At 67.8% G+C, this 15,798-nt stretch carries 15 protein-coding genes and 1 tRNA gene; 8 read left to right on the top strand and 8 right to left on the bottom strand.

What is annotated here, in order from left to right:
- Positions 1 to 47 precede the first annotated feature (47 nt).
- A tRNA-Leu gene (locus tag ACIO3R_RS22820) sits at positions 48 to 130 on the bottom strand.
- A gap of 316 nt (positions 131 to 446) precedes the next feature.
- On the opposite strand from ACIO3R_RS22820, the gene ACIO3R_RS22825 reads away from it, so the two are divergent.
- From ACIO3R_RS22825 to pknB, 7 genes are all read left to right on the top strand, one after another.
- Positions 447 to 1,340, top strand: a complete 894-nt coding sequence (locus ACIO3R_RS22825; protein ID WP_385345603.1) for an FhaA domain-containing protein — start codon at positions 447 to 449, stop codon at positions 1,338 to 1,340.
- 10 nt (positions 1,341 to 1,350) lie between these two features.
- On the top strand, positions 1,351 to 1,866 hold the full coding sequence (locus tag ACIO3R_RS22830) for an FHA domain-containing protein (protein ID WP_362953316.1): 516 nt from the start codon (positions 1,351 to 1,353) through the stop codon (positions 1,864 to 1,866).
- A gap of 129 nt (positions 1,867 to 1,995) precedes the next feature.
- The gene (locus ACIO3R_RS22835; protein WP_385036839.1) at positions 1,996 to 3,492 is read left to right on the top strand and encodes a Stp1/IreP family PP2C-type Ser/Thr phosphatase; all 1,497 of its coding nucleotides are present in this window, start codon (positions 1,996 to 1,998) and stop codon (positions 3,490 to 3,492) included.
- Positions 3,493 to 3,515: 23 nt separating this feature from the next.
- On the top strand, positions 3,516 to 4,973 hold the full coding sequence (locus ACIO3R_RS22840) for an FtsW/RodA/SpoVE family cell cycle protein (RefSeq protein WP_385036837.1): 1,458 nt from the start codon (positions 3,516 to 3,518) through the stop codon (positions 4,971 to 4,973).
- Between the two features lie 118 nt (positions 4,974 to 5,091).
- Positions 5,092 to 5,433, top strand: a complete 342-nt coding sequence (locus ACIO3R_RS22845) for a hypothetical protein (protein WP_402108216.1) — start codon at positions 5,092 to 5,094, stop codon at positions 5,431 to 5,433.
- Between the two features lie 245 nt (positions 5,434 to 5,678).
- Complete coding sequence (locus tag ACIO3R_RS22850; protein ID WP_385036833.1) at positions 5,679 to 7,157, top strand: peptidoglycan D,D-transpeptidase FtsI family protein; 1,479 nt, start codon at positions 5,679 to 5,681, stop codon at positions 7,155 to 7,157.
- A 167-nt stretch (positions 7,158 to 7,324) separates the two neighbouring features.
- On the top strand, positions 7,325 to 9,325 hold the full coding sequence (gene pknB, locus ACIO3R_RS22855; protein ID WP_402108219.1) for a Stk1 family PASTA domain-containing Ser/Thr kinase: 2,001 nt from the start codon (positions 7,325 to 7,327) through the stop codon (positions 9,323 to 9,325).
- 150 nt (positions 9,326 to 9,475) lie between these two features.
- Here the strand turns inward: pknB and ACIO3R_RS22860 are convergent, their stop codons facing one another.
- From ACIO3R_RS22860 to ACIO3R_RS22885, 6 genes are read right to left on the bottom strand one after another with little or no spacing between them, the layout of a single operon-like run.
- Positions 9,476 to 10,204, bottom strand: coding sequence for a class E sortase (locus tag ACIO3R_RS22860; protein WP_385035816.1), 729 nt, complete (start codon positions 10,202 to 10,204; stop codon positions 9,476 to 9,478).
- A 34-nt stretch (positions 10,205 to 10,238) separates the two neighbouring features.
- Complete coding sequence (locus ACIO3R_RS22865; RefSeq protein WP_402108222.1) at positions 10,239 to 11,684, bottom strand: class E sortase; 1,446 nt, start codon at positions 11,682 to 11,684, stop codon at positions 10,239 to 10,241.
- Positions 11,681 to 12,319, bottom strand: a complete 639-nt coding sequence (locus ACIO3R_RS22870; protein WP_363068199.1) for an aminodeoxychorismate/anthranilate synthase component II — start codon at positions 12,317 to 12,319, stop codon at positions 11,681 to 11,683. Before ACIO3R_RS22870 ends, ACIO3R_RS22865 begins: the two co-directional genes overlap by 4 nt.
- Positions 12,316 to 12,498, bottom strand: a complete 183-nt coding sequence (locus ACIO3R_RS22875) for a hypothetical protein (RefSeq protein ID WP_385035814.1) — start codon at positions 12,496 to 12,498, stop codon at positions 12,316 to 12,318. Before ACIO3R_RS22875 ends, ACIO3R_RS22870 begins: the two co-directional genes overlap by 4 nt.
- A 56-nt stretch (positions 12,499 to 12,554) precedes the next feature.
- The gene (locus ACIO3R_RS22880) at positions 12,555 to 13,301 is read right to left on the bottom strand and encodes a class E sortase (protein WP_402108224.1); all 747 of its coding nucleotides are present in this window, start codon (positions 13,299 to 13,301) and stop codon (positions 12,555 to 12,557) included.
- Between the two features lie 25 nt (positions 13,302 to 13,326).
- Positions 13,327 to 14,094: a DUF881 domain-containing protein gene (locus tag ACIO3R_RS22885; RefSeq protein ID WP_385035812.1), complete on the bottom strand. Its 768-nt coding sequence runs from the start codon at positions 14,092 to 14,094 to the stop codon at positions 13,327 to 13,329.
- A 142-nt stretch (positions 14,095 to 14,236) separates the two neighbouring features.
- On the opposite strand from ACIO3R_RS22885, the gene crgA reads away from it, so the two are divergent.
- On the top strand, positions 14,237 to 14,491 hold the full coding sequence (gene crgA, locus ACIO3R_RS22890; protein WP_363021021.1) for a cell division protein CrgA: 255 nt from the start codon (positions 14,237 to 14,239) through the stop codon (positions 14,489 to 14,491).
- 286 nt (positions 14,492 to 14,777) lie between these two features.
- Here the strand turns inward: crgA and ACIO3R_RS22895 are convergent, their stop codons facing one another.
- Positions 14,778 to 15,677: a rhomboid family intramembrane serine protease gene (locus ACIO3R_RS22895; RefSeq protein ID WP_402108227.1), complete on the bottom strand. Its 900-nt coding sequence runs from the start codon at positions 15,675 to 15,677 to the stop codon at positions 14,778 to 14,780.
- Between the last annotated feature and the right edge of the window lie 121 nt (positions 15,678 to 15,798).

Here is a 15,798-nt window from a genome sequence, read left to right on the forward strand (position 1 = left end):
AAACCGAAGAAGCCCCGCAGACCGTGGTCTGCGGGGCTTCTCTCTTGTGCGCGAGGGGGGATTTGAACCCCCACGTCCCTAAGGACACTGGCACCTGAAGCCAGCGCGTCTGCCGTTCCGCCACTCGCGCAAGAATGGTGTTCCAGAATCTCCCACTTTTCGGTGCGAGCCCCTGGCGACATCACGAAGATTAGCACGCTGGACAGGGCGGATTCACATCCGTTTGTTTCGCCGAACGCCTGACGGGAACCGGGAACCCGGAGCCGCCGCCCCCCACTCCTCCTGAGTGCACCCAAGGTGCGGGACACTGTCAGGAGGCCACCTCTACGATCCGTGTGAGGGGGGACACTCATCCGCAGTGCAGACAAGGGGAACCAGCCGATTTCCCGACGCGTGGATACGATCAGTAAGCAGTACAGGGACGACGACACCGGAGGAGGTGCCCCATGGGAGTCATGAAGCGTTTCGAGCAACGTCTCGAAGGTCTCGTCAATGGCACTTTCGCCAAGGTCTTCAAGTCCGAGGTGCAGCCGGTCGAGATCGCTGGAGCCCTCCAGCGGGAGTGCGACAACAACGCCACCATCTGGAACCGCGAGCGGACCGTCGTCCCCAACGACTTCATCGTAGAACTCAGCGCCCCCGACTACGAGCGGCTCAGCCCGTACTCGGGCCAGCTGGGCGACGAGCTCTCCGGACTGGTGCGGGACTACGCCAAGCAGCAGCGGTACACCTTCATGGGCCCCATCAAGGTCCATCTGGAGAAGGCCGACGACCTCGACACCGGCCTCTACCGGGTCCGCAGCCGCACTCTGGCATCGAGTTCGTCACAGCAGGGCCAGCCCGACCAGCAGGGGTTCCAGAACCAGCCAGGACAGCCGGCCCAGCCCGCGCGTCCCGGCCAGGGGCGCCCCGCCGCCCCGCAGGCCCCCGGCGGCTACGGCTACCCGCCCGCCTCCGCCCCGCCCATGCCCGCGGCCCCGCCGCCGGGCTCCGGGCGTCCCGCGACACCCGCATCCGACCGGCGCCCGCCGGCCACTCCCAGCCCCCTGCCGAACACGCAGGTGCGACGCTGGATCGAGATCAACGGCACCCGCCATCAGATCTCCCGCCCGACGTTGGTGATGGGCCGCAGCACCGACGCCGACGTGCGGATCGACGACCCCGGCGTTTCCCGCCGGCACTGTGAGATCCGGACCGGAACGCCCTCGACGATCCAGGATCTCGGGTCTACCAACGGCATCGTGGTAGACGGGCAGCACACAACCCGCGCTACGCTCCGCGACGGCTCGCGGATCGTCGTGGGCAACACCACCATCGTTTACCGGCAAGCCGAAGGGTGAAGCGGGGGCAATGTCAGAGCTGACCCTTACGGTCATGCGGCTAGGTTTTCTGGCTGTTCTGTGGCTGTTCGTGATCGTGGCCGTCCAGGTCATCCGCAGCGACCTGTTCGGAACGCGCGTAACGCAGCGCGGCTCACGCCGCACTGCGTCCGACGCGCGCCCGCCACAGGCACGCCAAACCGCCGCGGCACCGCCGCAGCAACGCCAGCAGCCCGGCCGCCAGCGCCGGGGCTCACCGACGAAGCTGGTCGTGTCCGAGGGCACCCTCACCGGCACCACGGTGGCGCTCCAGGGCCAGACCATCTCGCTCGGCCGGGCCCATGACTCAACGATCGTGCTGGACGACGACTACGCGTCCAGCAGGCATGCCAGGATCTACCCCGACCGTGACGGCCAGTGGATCGTCGAGGATCTCGGGTCCACCAACGGCACGTATCTGGACCGGACCCGTCTCACCACCCCGACGCCTGTTCCGCTGGGCGCGCCGATCCGGATCGGCAAGACCGTCATCGAGCTGCGGAAGTAGTACGACAATGAGCGAGCGGAGCGAGCCGGCCGCGGCGGTCCGGGCATCGGACCCGGCCAGGCTCCCGACCGGAGGGTGGGCAGTGTGGCTCGAGACCGGCTGTACCCCGAACCGACGGGCGAGGTGCGCATGAGTCTTTCCCTGCGCTTCGCCGCCGGATCGCACAAGGGCATGATCCGGGAAGGCAACGAGGACTCCGGCTATGCCGGACCGCGTCTTCTCGCCATCGCCGACGGGATGGGCGGCCAGGCAGCCGGTGAGGTCGCCAGCTCCGAGGTGATCTCCACGCTCGTCCAGCTGGACGACGACGTACCCGGCTCCGACATCCTCACCTCGCTCGGCACGGCGGTCCAGCGGGCCAACGACCAGCTGCGCATGATGGTCGAGGAGGACCCGCAGCTGGAGGGCATGGGCACCACGCTCACCGCTCTCCTCTGGACCGGTCAGCGTCTCGGCCTCGTCCACGTCGGCGACTCACGCGCGTACCTGCTGCGTGACGGCGTGCTGACCCAGATCACGCAGGACCACACCTGGGTCCAGCGGCTGGTCGACGAGGGCCGGATCACCGAGGAGGAGGCCACCACCCACCCGCAGCGCTCCCTGCTGATGCGCGCGCTGGGCAGTGGCGACCACGTCGAACCCGATCTCTCCATCCGTGAGGTCCGGGCCGGCGACCGTTACCTGATCTGCTCCGACGGCCTCTCCGGCGTCGTCTCCCACCAGACGATGGAGGAGACGCTCGCCAGCTACCAGGGCCCGCAGGAGACCATCCAGGACCTGATCCAGCTCGCTCTGCGCGGCGGTGGCCCGGACAACATCACCTGCATCGTCGCGGACGTCCTCGACGTCGACAGCAACGACACCCTGGCCGGGCAGCTCAACGACACCCCGGTCATCGTCGGCGCGGTCGCGGAGAACCAGGCCGCCCAGCTGAACGACGGCGGCGCGATGGAGACCCCCGCCGGACGGGCGGCAGGCCTCGGCCGCCCCGTCCCGCCGCCCGCGGGCGGCTTCGGCCCTCCCGGCAGCGGTGACGACTCCGGCTACGACGGAATGCCGGACGGGTCCTTCGGGTCCTACTCCGACGAGGACTTCGTCAAGCCCGGCGGCCGCAGGTGGCTCAAGAGGTCGCTGTACGTCGTGCTCGCACTGGCGGTCATCGGCGGCGGTCTGTACGGCGGTTACCGCTGGACCCAGACCCAGTTCTACGTCGGCGCGAAGAACGACAACGTCGCGCTGTACCGGGGCATCAGCCAGGACCTCGCCTGGGTCTCGCTCTCGAAGGTGGAGAGCGACCACCCCGAGATCGAACTCAAGTACCTCCCGGCGTACCAGCGCAAGCAGGTCGAGGCGACCATCGCCGAGGGCAACCTCGCCGACGCCCGCGAGAAGATCACCGAACTCTCCACCCAGGCCAGCGCCTGCAAGAAGGACGCGGAGCGCCGCGCCGCCGAGAAGAACGCCCCCAGCGACGAGGGCCAGGCCGGCAGTACGGACACGGATGCCACCAAGACGTCCTCGACGTCCGGCACCGCCAAGACCAAGCACACTTCAGCGACTCCCACTCCTGGTCCCAGCCTCTCGGAGGAAGAGAAGAAGCTGGTCCCGCAGTGCGGTAAGCAGTAAAGCCGTAGGGGGCCTTCAGCACCATGAGCGTTGTCACCAACACGACCACCATCGGCGCGATCGACGCACCGAGCCGGCGCAACACCGAACTGATGATGATGGTCTTCGCCATCGGCATCTCGGTGTTCGCCTACGCGAACGTGGGCCTGGCCATCGACGGCGAGCTGCCCTCCGGCATGTTCAGTTACGGGGCGGGGCTCATCCTGCTCGGCGGCGTCGCCCACCTCGTGGTGCGCAAGTTCGCCCCGTACGCGGACCCGCTGCTGCTCCCACTGGCCACGCTGCTCAACGGGCTGGGGCTGGTGGTCATCTGGCGGCTTGACCAGTCCAAGCTGCTGCAGACCATCCACCAGGCCGGCTCGACGGCGTCCCGCCAGCTGATTTACACCGGGTTGGGGATCGCGCTGCTCGCGGTCGTGCTGATCTTCCTCAAGGACCACCGGGCCCTGCAGCGCTACACGTACATCTCCATGGTCGGCGCGCTGATCCTGCTGCTGCTGCCGCTGGTACCGGGCCTTGGTGCCGAGCTCACCTACGGCGCCAAGATCTGGATCTCGGTCGCCGGATTCTCCATCCAGCCCGGTGAGTTCGCGAAGATCGTGCTTGCGATCTTCTTCGCCGGCTACCTGATGGTGAAGCGGGACGCGCTCGCCCTGGCCAGCCGCCGCTTCATGGGCCTGTACCTGCCGCGCGGCCGTGACCTCGGGCCGATCCTGGTCGTGTGGGGGATCTCGATCCTCATCCTGGTCTTCGAGACCGACCTCGGTACGTCGCTGCTGTTCTTCGGAATGTTCATCATCATGCTGTACGTCGCCACCGAGCGGACCAGCTGGATCGTCTTCGGTCTCATGATGTCCGCGGCGGGAGCAGTCGGCGTGGCGAGCTTCGAGCCGCACGTGCAGGGGCGTGTCCAGGCCTGGCTCGACCCGATGCGCGAGTACAAGCTCAGCCGGGTGGTGACCCACGACGGCTTCCTGCACTCCGATCAACTCCAGCAGGCCCTGTGGGCATTCGGCTCCGGCGGCACCCTCGGCTCCGGCCTCGGCCAGGGCCACTCCGATCTCATCAAGTTCGCCGCCAACTCCGACTTCGTCCTCGCCACCTTCGGCGAGGAGCTGGGTCTGGCCGGCCTCATGGCGATCCTGCTGGTCTACGCCCTGATCGTGGAACGCGGCATACGCACCGCCCTCGCCGCTCGCGACCCGTTCGGCAAACTGCTGGCCATCGGCCTGTCCGGTGCCCTCGCCCTCCAGGTCTTCGTGGTCGCCGGCGGCGTCATGGGGCTCATCCCGCTGACCGGTATGACGATGCCCTTCCTGGCCTACGGCGGGTCCTCCGTCATCGCCAACTGGGCACTGATCGGCATCCTGCTGCGCATCAGCGACACGGCTCGCAGGCCGGCTCCGTCACCCGCCCCCAGCCCCGACGCCGAGATGACGCAGGTGGTCCGTCCCAGCAACTCCGACCCCACCGCCGTGTGATCATTGCCACATCCCTCAAGATTTTCTGTGACGGCGTAACTCGTTAGAGTGACGAACGCCAGTGACGATTTGTGTTCACAAAAGAACAGATTGCAATGGGGGGGATGTCATGCTTCGCATGAATTCGCGCACGAAGCGCCTTGCAGTGGGGGCGGCCACCGTGCTCAGCGCCGCGGTTTTCACCATGGCCAGCGCGTCGAGCGCCCAGGCCGCCGCCGGGGGCTCCTGGACCACTAACGATGTGAAGATCCGCAAGGGGCCGAGCACGGGGACGGCAATCGTCGACCGCGGCTACATCGGTGACGGTGCCGACGTGAAGTGCTGGCTCTCCGGCGAGGGGGTCTACGGCAACACCAAGTGGTACTACGTGCGGAACGTCAGCTCCAGCGCTGGAGTCTACGGTTACACCTCCGCGTACTACTTCCGGGTGGCCGGCGGCGCCTCCGTGCCGAAGTGCTGAACGACACCTCGGCAATTTCCTAGCAGAACGGCTTCCCGCCCGGCGTGCGCCGAGCGGGAAGCCGTTTGCATATCCCGGAACCCTCCGGGCATCCGGTGCGTCTACTGGTCAGCGGCTGTCGCGGGTCTGCCTGCACGCATGGCCACTACCTCTAGACTGATAAACAGCCAAGGATGAGCGCCCCAGACCAGCGCCCCGAAAACTGAAGCGACAGGCGCGCCTGTTGGCTTGTGGAAAGGCCGGACGTGAACAAGCCCCTGCGCCGGATCTCTATCTTCTGCGGCTTCTTGATCCTCGCGCTGCTTGTCCGCGCCAACTGGCTCCAGTACGTCAAGGCCGACGACCTCAAGAGCAGCGAGGACAACCGCCGCGTCAACATCGCCCGCTACGCCGCTCCGCGCGGCGACATCACCGTCGGCGGCTCTCCGGTCACCGGGTCGACGGAGACCAAGAGCAACGGGCTCAACGATCTGAAGTACAAACGAACGTACAAGAATGGCCCGATGTGGGCGCCCGTCACCGGCTACGCCTCGCAGGCGTACGGCGGAAACTTCCTGGAGGGGGTTGAGGACGGCATCCTCACCGGCAACGATGACCGGCTCTTCTTCCGCAACACGCTGGACATGCTCACCGGCAAGCCGAAACAGGGCGGCAACGTCGTCACCACGCTGAACTCTGCGGCACAGAAGGCGGCGTACGACGGTCTCAAGACCCGCGGCAAGGGTGCCGTCGTCGCCCTGGAGCCGTCCACCGGCAAGATCCTCGCACTGGCCTCCTACCCGTCGTACGACCCCTCGTCGATCGCCGGTTCCTCCGACGCGGACGGCGAGGCCTGGAAGAAGCTTCAGAAGGAGAACAGCCCCGACGACCCGATGCTGAACCGGGCGCTGCGCGAGACCTACCCGCCGGGCTCGACCTTCAAGGTGGTCACCGCGGCTGCCGCGCTGGAGAACGGCAAGTACACCTCCGCCGACCAGCACACCGACTCCCCACTGCCGTGGATCATGCCCGGCACCAATACCGATCTCCCGAACGAGAACAACATCCCCTGCAAGAACGTCAGCATGCGTGAGGCGCTGCGGATGTCCTGCAACACCGTCTTCGGCAAGATCGGTGCCGATCTCGGCAACGACAAGATGCTCGAGGAGGCGGAGAAGTTCGGCTTCAACGAGGAGCAGTTCACTCCTGTTCGCTCCAACGCCTCGGTGTTCTCCAAGGACATGAACAAGTCGCAGACCGCACTGTCCTCGATCGGTCAGTTCAACACCGCCGCGACCCCGCTGCAGATGGCCATGGTCGTCTCAGCGATCGCCAACGACGGCAAGCTGATGAAGCCGTACATGGTCGACAAGGTCCAGTCGCCCAACCTCGACACTCTGGAGCAGACCGCCTCGGAGGAGCTGAGCCGCCCGCTTTCCTCACAGAACGCCCAGATTCTGCAGTCGATGATGGAGACGGTCGTACAGGACGGCACCGGCACGAACGCCAAGCTCCCCGGCGTCACCGTGGGCGGCAAGACGGGTACGGCTCAGCACGGTCTCGGCAACAGTGAGAAGCCGTACGCCTGGTTCATCTCGTACGCGAAGACCGACAGCGGCTCTCCCGTCGCCGTCGCCGTGGTCGTCGAGGACAGCAAGGCCAACCGCGACGACATCTCCGGTGGCGGTCTGGCCGCCCCCATCGCGAAGGCCGTCATGCAGGCGGTCATCGACGGCAAGAAGTGACGCCCGTCACGCCGAGCACCATATCCGCACGTTGGGATACCGGTCGGATATCAGGTATGGGCTGCGTGCTGATCAGGTAGAGCGCGGCCGGTAGCGTATGCGCGAACAGCACACCGCCGGACCGCACACCGGTGCGGTCAGGACTGACGGAGAGGGCTGGAACAGTTATGGAAGAGCCGCGTCGCCTCGGCGGCCGGTACGAGCTGGGCTCGGTGCTCGGCCGTGGTGGCATGGCCGAGGTATACCTCGCCCACGACACCCGGCTCGGCCGCACCGTAGCTGTGAAGACGCTGCGGGCGGACCTCGCCCGCGACCCGTCCTTCCAGGCCCGGTTCCGCCGTGAGGCCCAGTCCGCCGCCTCGCTCAACCATCCGGCGATCGTCGCGGTGTACGACACCGGTGAGGACTACGTCGACGGGGTCTCGATCCCGTACATCGTCATGGAGTACGTCGACGGCTCGACGCTCAGAGAGCTGCTGCACTCGGGCCGCAGACTGCTGCCGGAGCGCACGCTCGAAATGACGGTCGGCATCCTCCAGGCGCTGGAGTACTCGCACCGTGCGGGCATCGTCCACCGTGACATCAAGCCGGCCAACGTCATGCTGACGCGCACCGGCCAGGTCAAGGTCATGGACTTCGGCATCGCCCGCGCCATGGGCGACTCCGGTATGACGATGACCCAGACCTCGGCCGTCATCGGCACCGCCCAGTACCTCTCCCCGGAGCAGGCCAAGGGCGAGCAGGTCGACGCGAGATCGGACCTGTATTCGACGGGTTGCCTGCTCTACGAGCTGCTGACGGTACGGCCGCCGTTCATCGGCGACTCACCTGTCGCGGTCGCCTACCAGCACGTACGTGAAGAGCCGCAGACCCCCAGCAACTTCGACCCCGAGATCACGCCCGAGATGGACGCGATCGTGTTGAAGGCCCTGGTCAAGGACCCGGACTACCGCTACCAGTCGGCCGACGAGATGCGCGCCGACATCGAGGCCTGCCTCGACGGCCAGCCGGTCACCGCGGCGATGGGCGCGGCCGGCTACGGCGGCTACGACGGGTACGGCAACGACCAGCCCACCACCGCCCTGCACTCCGCGGACCCGAACAGCGCCCAGACGTCGATGCTGCCCCCGGTCAACCCGGACGACGGCGGCTACGGCTACGACGACCGGCCCGGCCGCCGCCGTCAGAAGAAGAGCAACACCTCGACGATCCTGCTGGTCGTCGCGGGCATCCTCGTGCTGATCGGGGCGGTCCTGATCGGCAAGTCGGTCTTCGGCGAAACGAACAGCGGCGCCGACGAGTTCAAGGTGCCCGACATGGTCGGTTCGACCGTCAAGGAAGCACAGGGGCTCGCGGACAACGCCAACATCGTGCTCAAGATCGGCCCGAAGGAAGCGTGCAAGGACCAGCCCAAGAACAAGATCTGCCGCCAGACCCCGACGACTGACGAGAAGATGGCAGAGAAGGAGACCGTCACGGTCTTCGTCTCCACCGGTGCGCCGAAGGTCAGCGTCCCGGACGTCACTGGGGAGTCCGAGAACAGCGCGCGCAAGCTCCTTGAGAAGCAGGGCTTCACGGTCACCGTCCATTCGGTCGAGTCCGCAGACGCCCAGCCGGGCACCGTGCTCGAGCAGTCGCCGAAGGGCAACGCCAAGGCCGAGAAGAACTCCGAGGTGAAGCTCTCGGTCGCCAAGCGGGACACGGCATCTCTGCCGGACCTCCAGGGGCGGTCTTTCGACCAGGCAGTGGCCCAGCTCTCCCCCCTCGGCTTCACCAACGTCGCTCAGAAATCGGTGGACTCGACCGAACCTGCGGGGACGGTCGTCGACCAGAATCCGGCCGGCCCGAGCCAGCAGCCGAAGGACGTCCAGATCATCCTGAATGTGTCCAAGGGCCCGCCGGAGCCGACGACGAAGCCTGTTCCCGAGGTCAGGGGCAAGAAGGTGTCCGAGGCCAAGCAGGCCCTGAACGATGCCGGCTTCACGAACATCCAGTTCGCGGAGAACAGCTCGGACAACGACGACGCCAGGGTCACCGGCGTCGACCCGCAGCCGAACACCCAGGCCGATCCGGCGAACACCACCGTCACCCTCACCACGATGGGCGGCGACGGTCCCGGCGGCGGAGACGGGAACATCTTCGGCGGCCCGTCCGGCTCCCGGCACTGACCGCGTCCCACCCCGTCCGCGCGTCCGGCACGGACACAGCGCAGGGCCCCGGCACCGCAACGGTGACCGGGGCCCTGCGCTCTGTCTGCGGACGGGAAGGAGGGCGGGGATGGGGAACAGGAGCGGGAGCGGGAGCGGGACGGACGCGCGTCAGCGCAGCTCGGCCGGCTTCGTACGGTCGTGGTCGACCTTCTCCGTACGGACCAGCTCGCCCCACACGATGTAGCGGTACTTCGACGTGAAGACCGGCGTGCACGTCGTCAGCGTGATGTAGCGGCCGGGCTTCGTCTTGCCCGAGCCCTTCGGGACCTCCTGGAGCACGTCGACGTTGTACTTCGACGTCTCCGGAAGCTCCTTGAAGACCTTGTAGACGTACCAGGTGTCCTTGGTCTCGAAGACGACCGCGTCCCCGGTCCGCACCTTGTCGATGTTGTGGAACTTCGCCCCGTGACCGTCCCGGTGGGCGGCCAGGGTGAAGTTGCCCTTCTCGGCGGAGGGGAGCGCCGACTTCACCGGGTCGGTGTAGTAGCCGGCGATGCCGTCGTTGAGGTTCTCGGTGTCGGTGCCCTTCTTGACGAGCACCTCGCCGTTCCTCATCGACGGGACGTGCAGGAAGCCGATGCCGTCCTTGGTGTCCAGGGCCCCCGGGCCGTCGGCCCAGCGGTCGCGGACGGTGTGGCCCTGCTTGGTGGCCTCACGGTCGGCGAGCACGTTCGTCCACCACAGGGAGTAGACGACGAAGAGCCCGAGCACCAGGCCCGCGGTGATCAGGAGTTCGCCGAAGACGCTGACCGCGGTCGCGACGGGATGGCGGCCCCTGCGCCGCACCGGGGGCGCGGACTCGCCGGTCTGCTCTTGGTCCTCGGTCCTCGCTGCCACCGCACCGTCCCTGTCGTGATGATGTTCGGCCCGTTCAGCCCACGAGCGCGTCGGGCTTTCCCTTGCTGCGCGGCCGTTCGTCGACCATCTTGCCCCAGACGATCAATCGGTACGTACTCGTGAATTCGGGCGTACAGGTCGTCAATGTGATGTACCGACCGGGCTTGGTGAATCCGGACTGCGGCGGCACCGGCCCGATCACCGACACGTTGGACGGCGAGGTCTGGGGCAGCACGCTCGTCATCTCGTACGTGTAGTAGGCGTCCTGCGTCTCGACCACGATCGGGTCGCCGGGGCTCAGCCGGTTGATGTAGCGGAACGGCTCGCCGTGGGTGTTGCGGTGGCCGGCCAGCGCGAAGTTGCCCTGCTTGGCCGAGGGCATCGCCGTGCGCAGCGGGTCCTCCCCGTAGTGGCCGACCATGCCGCGGTCGAGGACCTTGTCCTTGCTGGTGCCCTCGGCGATCGGCGTGACCACGTCCAGCTTCGGGATGTGGATGATGGCGAAACCCTGCCCGGCCTCGAACGCGCCGGGGGCACGTTTGCCGCTGGCCCAGTCGTCCTGGATCTTGTGCGTCTCGTTGCCGGCGATCTGGTCGGCGCGCACGTTGGTCCACCACAACTGGTACGTGACGAACAGCAGCATCAGCACGCCCAGCGAGATGAACAGCTCGCCGACCACCCGGCTGGCCACGACCGCCGGGCTGTCCTTGGCCGCCCGCGCCGCCCGTCGCGCCTCGACGCGTGACATCGGCTTCGCGGGGCCGGCCGGTCCGGATCCCGGCCCCGGCTGCGGGTCGGGCCGTCTGCGGCCGCGGCCCCTGGCCGCACGGCGCCGCTCGGCCCGGCCCCCGGTACCGGGGGCCTCCGCGGACTCCTCAGGTCCCGCGGGGCCCGCATCCGGTCCGGCAGCTACGGCAGATTCGGCAGGTACAACCGGTCCGGCAGGTACGACTGATCCGACCGGTCCGGCAGGTACTGCTGCCATGACCTCCGTGGCGTCCTCGGCCGCCGGATCGCGTTCCGGTTCCGGGCGGTGTTCCGGGCGGTGTTCCGTCCGTGCGCGGGGGACTACCGGGGGGACTGTTCGCCGGGTGCCCGGCGTCCGCAGTGCGACGGTCTCGTCCTGGCGAGGGGGCACTGCGGCCGGGGCCGCCGCTACGGGCGCCTGCCGCCCGTACCAGTCCCGTTCGTACCCCTCGGGGTCGTACCACTCACGCGGAGGGTCCTGAGCCGCCTGCGGCCCGTGTGGCGCCTGCGCAGACGGCGTACCGGCGCTGCCCGGCGCGCTGCCCGGGTCCGCCGTCCCCCCGACGTTGTCCTCCACCCGGGACCAGGGTGAGGCGTGCTCCCCCGGCAACGGGTCGTTCAACGGGTCCGCCAACTGGCCGACCGCCGCCTCGAACGCGCCTGCGGCCTCGTACGTCCCCTCTTCGTGCGGGCCGTCCTGACCGGCGTCGCGACCGTGGCGGGGTGGGGTCACGCGACGGCCTTGCCCACCACCGGCGCGAGTCCCGCCGACCTCTCGACGGCTCCGGCGTCACCGCACTGCGCCAGCCAGTTCGCCAGCATCAGATGACCGTGCTCGGTGAGCACCGACTCCGGGTGGAACTGCACTCCCTCGACCGCGAACTCCCGGTGCCGCAGCCCCATGATGATGCCGTCGGGCGTGCGCGCCGTGACCTCCAGCTCCTCGGGAACCGTGTCCGGTTCGGCGGCGAGCGAGTGGTAGCGGGTCGCGGTGAAGGGGGAGGGCAGACCGGCGAAGACACCCTTGCCCTCGTGGGTCACCGGGGACGTCTTGCCGTGCAGCAGTTCGGGGGCGCGGTCCACGACACCGCCGTACGCCACCGCCATCGACTGCATCCCGAGGCAGACCCCGAAGACCGGGACTCCGGTCGCCGCGCAGTGCCGCACCATGTCGATACAGACGCCCGCGTGCTCGGGGGTGCCGGGGCCCGGCGAGAGCAGGACGCCGTCGAAGCCGTCCTGGGCGTGGGCCGTGGTCACCTCGTCGTTGCGCAGCACCTCGCACTCGGCACCCAGCTGGTACAGGTACTGCACGAGGTTGAAGACGAAGCTGTCGTAGTTGTCGACGACCAGGATGCGGGCGCTCATCGGCCGGCCCCCGTCGCGCCCGCGCTGTCGACCGTCACGTCGCCGAACGGAAGCAGCGGCTCCGCCCACGGGAAGACGTACTGGAACAGCACATAGACAACCGCCAGGGCGAGGACGAGCGAGATGACCCCGCGCAGCCACACGTTGCCCGGCAGATGACGCCAGATCCAGCCGTACATACTGACCCCTCCATTCGGTACGGGACCAGACTAAAGGGCCGGGGCAGGGCCGTGGGTCAGCTGTGGAAAGCCGCCGGTCTTCCGTCGGTCACGGGCTGGGTCGCGTCCAGGTGCGCCCAGGCGATCAGCCGGTGGCTGCTGCCCCACTCGGGCTCGCAGGTGGTCAGCGTCAGATAGCGGCCGGGCCCGTCGAAACCGGACTTGCGCGGGACGGGGTCGATGACACCGATATCGCTCGGCACGGTGCGGTAGGGCTTCTTGTCGATGCGGTACGTGAACCACGTCGTCCCGTCCGTCACCAGCACCGGGTCCCCGGGGCGCAGCTTCGGGAAGTCCTTGAAGGGATCGCCGTACGTGCGGCGGTGGCCGGCCACCGCGAAGTTGCCGGTGGCTCCCGGGCGGGCGGTGCCTCGGTAGTGCCCGAGGCCCTTCTGCAAGGTCTTGACCTCGGTGTTCTCCAGGACGGGCCACTCCCAGCCCTTGCCGAAGCGGGGTATGTAGAGCATCGCGAACGGCTTCCCGTCGCGGTACGCCTTGGGGGCCGGGGACTTCGCGTCCGGTTCGGGCGATCCGGGTGCGGCGGATGCCGACGGGGCGGGTGTGGACGGGGCGGGTGTGGACGGGGCGGGTGTGGACACCGTCCCCCGCGCCCACTGGCGCTGGAGGTCGTCGATCTGTCCCTCGGTCGCACCGGCGGCCTTCACTCCGGTCCAGAACAGTACGTACACCACAAACAGGACGATCAGGGCACCGATCGTGATGCACAGTTCACTGAACGTCCTGACGATCAGTCGCACCGACACCGGTCGGCCTCCCCGCAGCTGCTCGCTACTTCACCGGCTCCGCATAGTGGAGATCCACTGTGCCCGAGTAACCGGGAAGAGTCATCGCCTGGCGCTCGTCGACTTTCCAGCCGAGCCCGTACGCCTTCACGTACAGCAGGTAGTTCTGGATCGCCGGGGAGGCGTTGAGCGCCTGCTTGAGCTTGCCGGGGTCGCCGACGGCGGTGATCTTGTACGGCGGCGAGTAGACCCGGCCCTGGAGGATCAGGGTGTTGCCGACGCAGCGCACCGCGCTGGTGGAGATCAGCCGCTGGTCCATGACCTCGATGCCACCGGCTCCGCCCTGCCACAGGGCGTTGACGACCGCTTGCAGGTCCTGCTGGTGAATGACCAGGTCATTGGGTTGCGGATCGGGGTAGCCGGGGTTCGCGGTGGCGTTCGGCGGGGCGTCGTCGAGGGTGACGGACACGGCTCGGCCGGAGAGCTTCGCGGTGCCGGCGGCCCGCTCAAGCGCCTTGAGCCGGGCGTCCTCCGCGCGGGTGCTGCCGTCGTCGCGCTGGGCGAGGGCGTCGATGTCACCGCGCACGGACGCGGCGGATTCCTCCAGGCCCGCGTTCTTCTCGCTGCGCTGCTGGATGAGGTCGGAGAGCTTCAGCAGTGAGGAGTCGGTGCGGATGTTGGTGCCCTTGGCCGTGTTCGCACTGGTGACGAAGATGAGGCCGGCGAGGGCGAAAACGGCAGCGGTGAGCACTCTGACCGGGTACCGGAGGGTGCGCCGGACCGGCCCTGGGGGAGAGTCGGCAGAATTGCTCAACGTACCCTTATCTCCTTCGGCGCCACGGAAGCACTACGCTAACGGACGCCCGGGGGAGGCAGCGTTTCCCCCTCGCGCCACGTCCGGCGTCAGCCAACAGTTCCCTGCGCGGTAACGCAGCGCATCGACAGGAGAGTTCCTCGTGCCGAAGTCACGTATCCGCAAGAAGGCCGACTTCACGCCCCCTCCGGCGAAGCAGGCAACCACCATAAAGCTGACCAACCGCAGTTGGGTGGCGCCGGTCATGCTGGCGCTGTTCCTGATCGGTCTGGCCTGGATCGTCGTTTTCTATGTGACCGACGGCGATCTGCCGATCAAGGCACTGGGGAACTGGAACATCGTCGTCGGCTTCGGCTTCATCGCCGGCGGCTTCGGCGTCTCCACCCAGTGGAAGTAGCCCCGCGGAGCGCCTGAGAGCTGTCCCACAACCCTTGCCCTGAGTTACCCACAGCGTTATCCACAGGCGGGGGAAAAGGTCAGACGATCTGTGGATAACTCCTTGACCGTTGACGCCGATGTGACTGGTGCCGCCCCCGAGCGGGGCGGCACGCCCCTTGTCTCTGCTGGAAAAACCCAGCTCAGCGACAAGGGGCACAGTTGTACCCACTGAATGCACAAGATCAGGTGCACGCTGTGGACAACTTCGATCACAAACGGTCCGTATCGAGCTGACGGCGTGCTTCCTACGTCAGCGAGGCCGTTCTGAGCACCACGATCAGGACCACCACGACCAGGGCCACGGCACAGGTGCCGTACTGCACCAGATTCCGCCGCTCGCGCGGGGCGTGCACCATGCCGATCGCGATCAGCGTGCCCGCGATCAGCCCGCCGACATGTGCCTGCCAGGCGATTCCGCCCCAGGGGTTGAAGGTGATGATCAGGTTGAGCGCGAGGAGCGCGAAGACCGGGCGCATGTCGTAGTTCAGCCGGCGCATGAGCACCGCGGTGGCGCCCAGCAGCCCGAAGATGGCGCCCGAGGCACCCAGCGAGGGCTGGTTCGGCTCCGCGAGCCAGTAGGTCAGGGCGCTGCCCGCCAGCCCCGAGAGCAGGTAGAGCGCGAGGTAGCGGGCCCGGCCGAGCGCCGCCTCCAGCGGACCCCCGAGCCACCACAGCCCCAGCATGTTGAAGGCGATGTGCCACACCTCCTGGTGCAGGAACATCGACGTCACCAGCCGGTACCACTGGCCTTCCGCGATGCCCTCGGGCGGACCGCCGTAGTAGAAATTGGCCCGGCCGAGCAGCACCAGGTCGTCGACCAGCGCACTGTTGGCCAGCACCGCGAGGAACATCGCGACGTTGATCCCCAGAAGGATCTTGGTGATCAGCCTCGGATCCGCCGCGACCGAACCGCCGGCGAGCGTGCGCGGACGGCTGGCGGCCGGGCTGTGCCCCGTACCTGATCCCTGACGGACGCAGTCCGGGCACTGGAAGCCGACCGAGGCGTTGACCATGCAGTCCGGGCAGATCGGGCGCTCGCAGCGGGTGCAGCGGATCGACGTCTCACGGCCCGGGTGGCGGTAACAGACGACCGGACCGTCCACGGGAGCGGACGCGTTCTGCTCGCCCGGCGGCTGCTGGTCCATCGGTCCCATCACTTCCCGGTCCCCTCGGTCCTCGTCATCACGGCAGGGCACACCGAGCCACCCTGCACGTCCGTTCTTTCATCAAGTACGGACGGGCGGGGCAGTTGGTTCCCGGGCGGAC

It is taken from the genome of Streptomyces sp. NPDC087428, assembly GCF_044744085.1.
Lineage (GTDB): Bacteria > Actinomycetota > Actinomycetes > Streptomycetales > Streptomycetaceae > Streptomyces.

Bases quoted from the DNA above. Each gene is read 5' to 3' on its own strand.
- ACIO3R_RS22825 (WP_385345603.1), top strand. From the start codon at position 447: ATGGGAGTCATGAAGCGTTTCGAGCAACGTCTCGAAGGTCTCGTCAAT.
- ACIO3R_RS22830 (WP_362953316.1), top strand. From the start codon at position 1,351: ATGTCAGAGCTGACCCTTACGGTCATGCGGCTAGGTTTTCTGGCTGTT.
- ACIO3R_RS22835 (WP_385036839.1), top strand. From the start codon at position 1,996: ATGAGTCTTTCCCTGCGCTTCGCCGCCGGATCGCACAAGGGCATGATC.
- ACIO3R_RS22840 (WP_385036837.1), top strand. From the start codon at position 3,516: ATGAGCGTTGTCACCAACACGACCACCATCGGCGCGATCGACGCACCG.
- ACIO3R_RS22845 (WP_402108216.1), top strand. From the start codon at position 5,092: ATGAATTCGCGCACGAAGCGCCTTGCAGTGGGGGCGGCCACCGTGCTC.
- pknB (WP_402108219.1), top strand. From the start codon at position 7,325: ATGGAAGAGCCGCGTCGCCTCGGCGGCCGGTACGAGCTGGGCTCGGTG.
- ACIO3R_RS22870 (WP_363068199.1), bottom strand. From the start codon at position 12,319: ATGAGCGCCCGCATCCTGGTCGTCGACAACTACGACAGCTTCGTCTTC.
- ACIO3R_RS22875 (WP_385035814.1), bottom strand. From the start codon at position 12,498: ATGTACGGCTGGATCTGGCGTCATCTGCCGGGCAACGTGTGGCTGCGC.
- ACIO3R_RS22895 (WP_402108227.1), bottom strand. From the start codon at position 15,677: ATGGACCAGCAGCCGCCGGGCGAGCAGAACGCGTCCGCTCCCGTGGAC.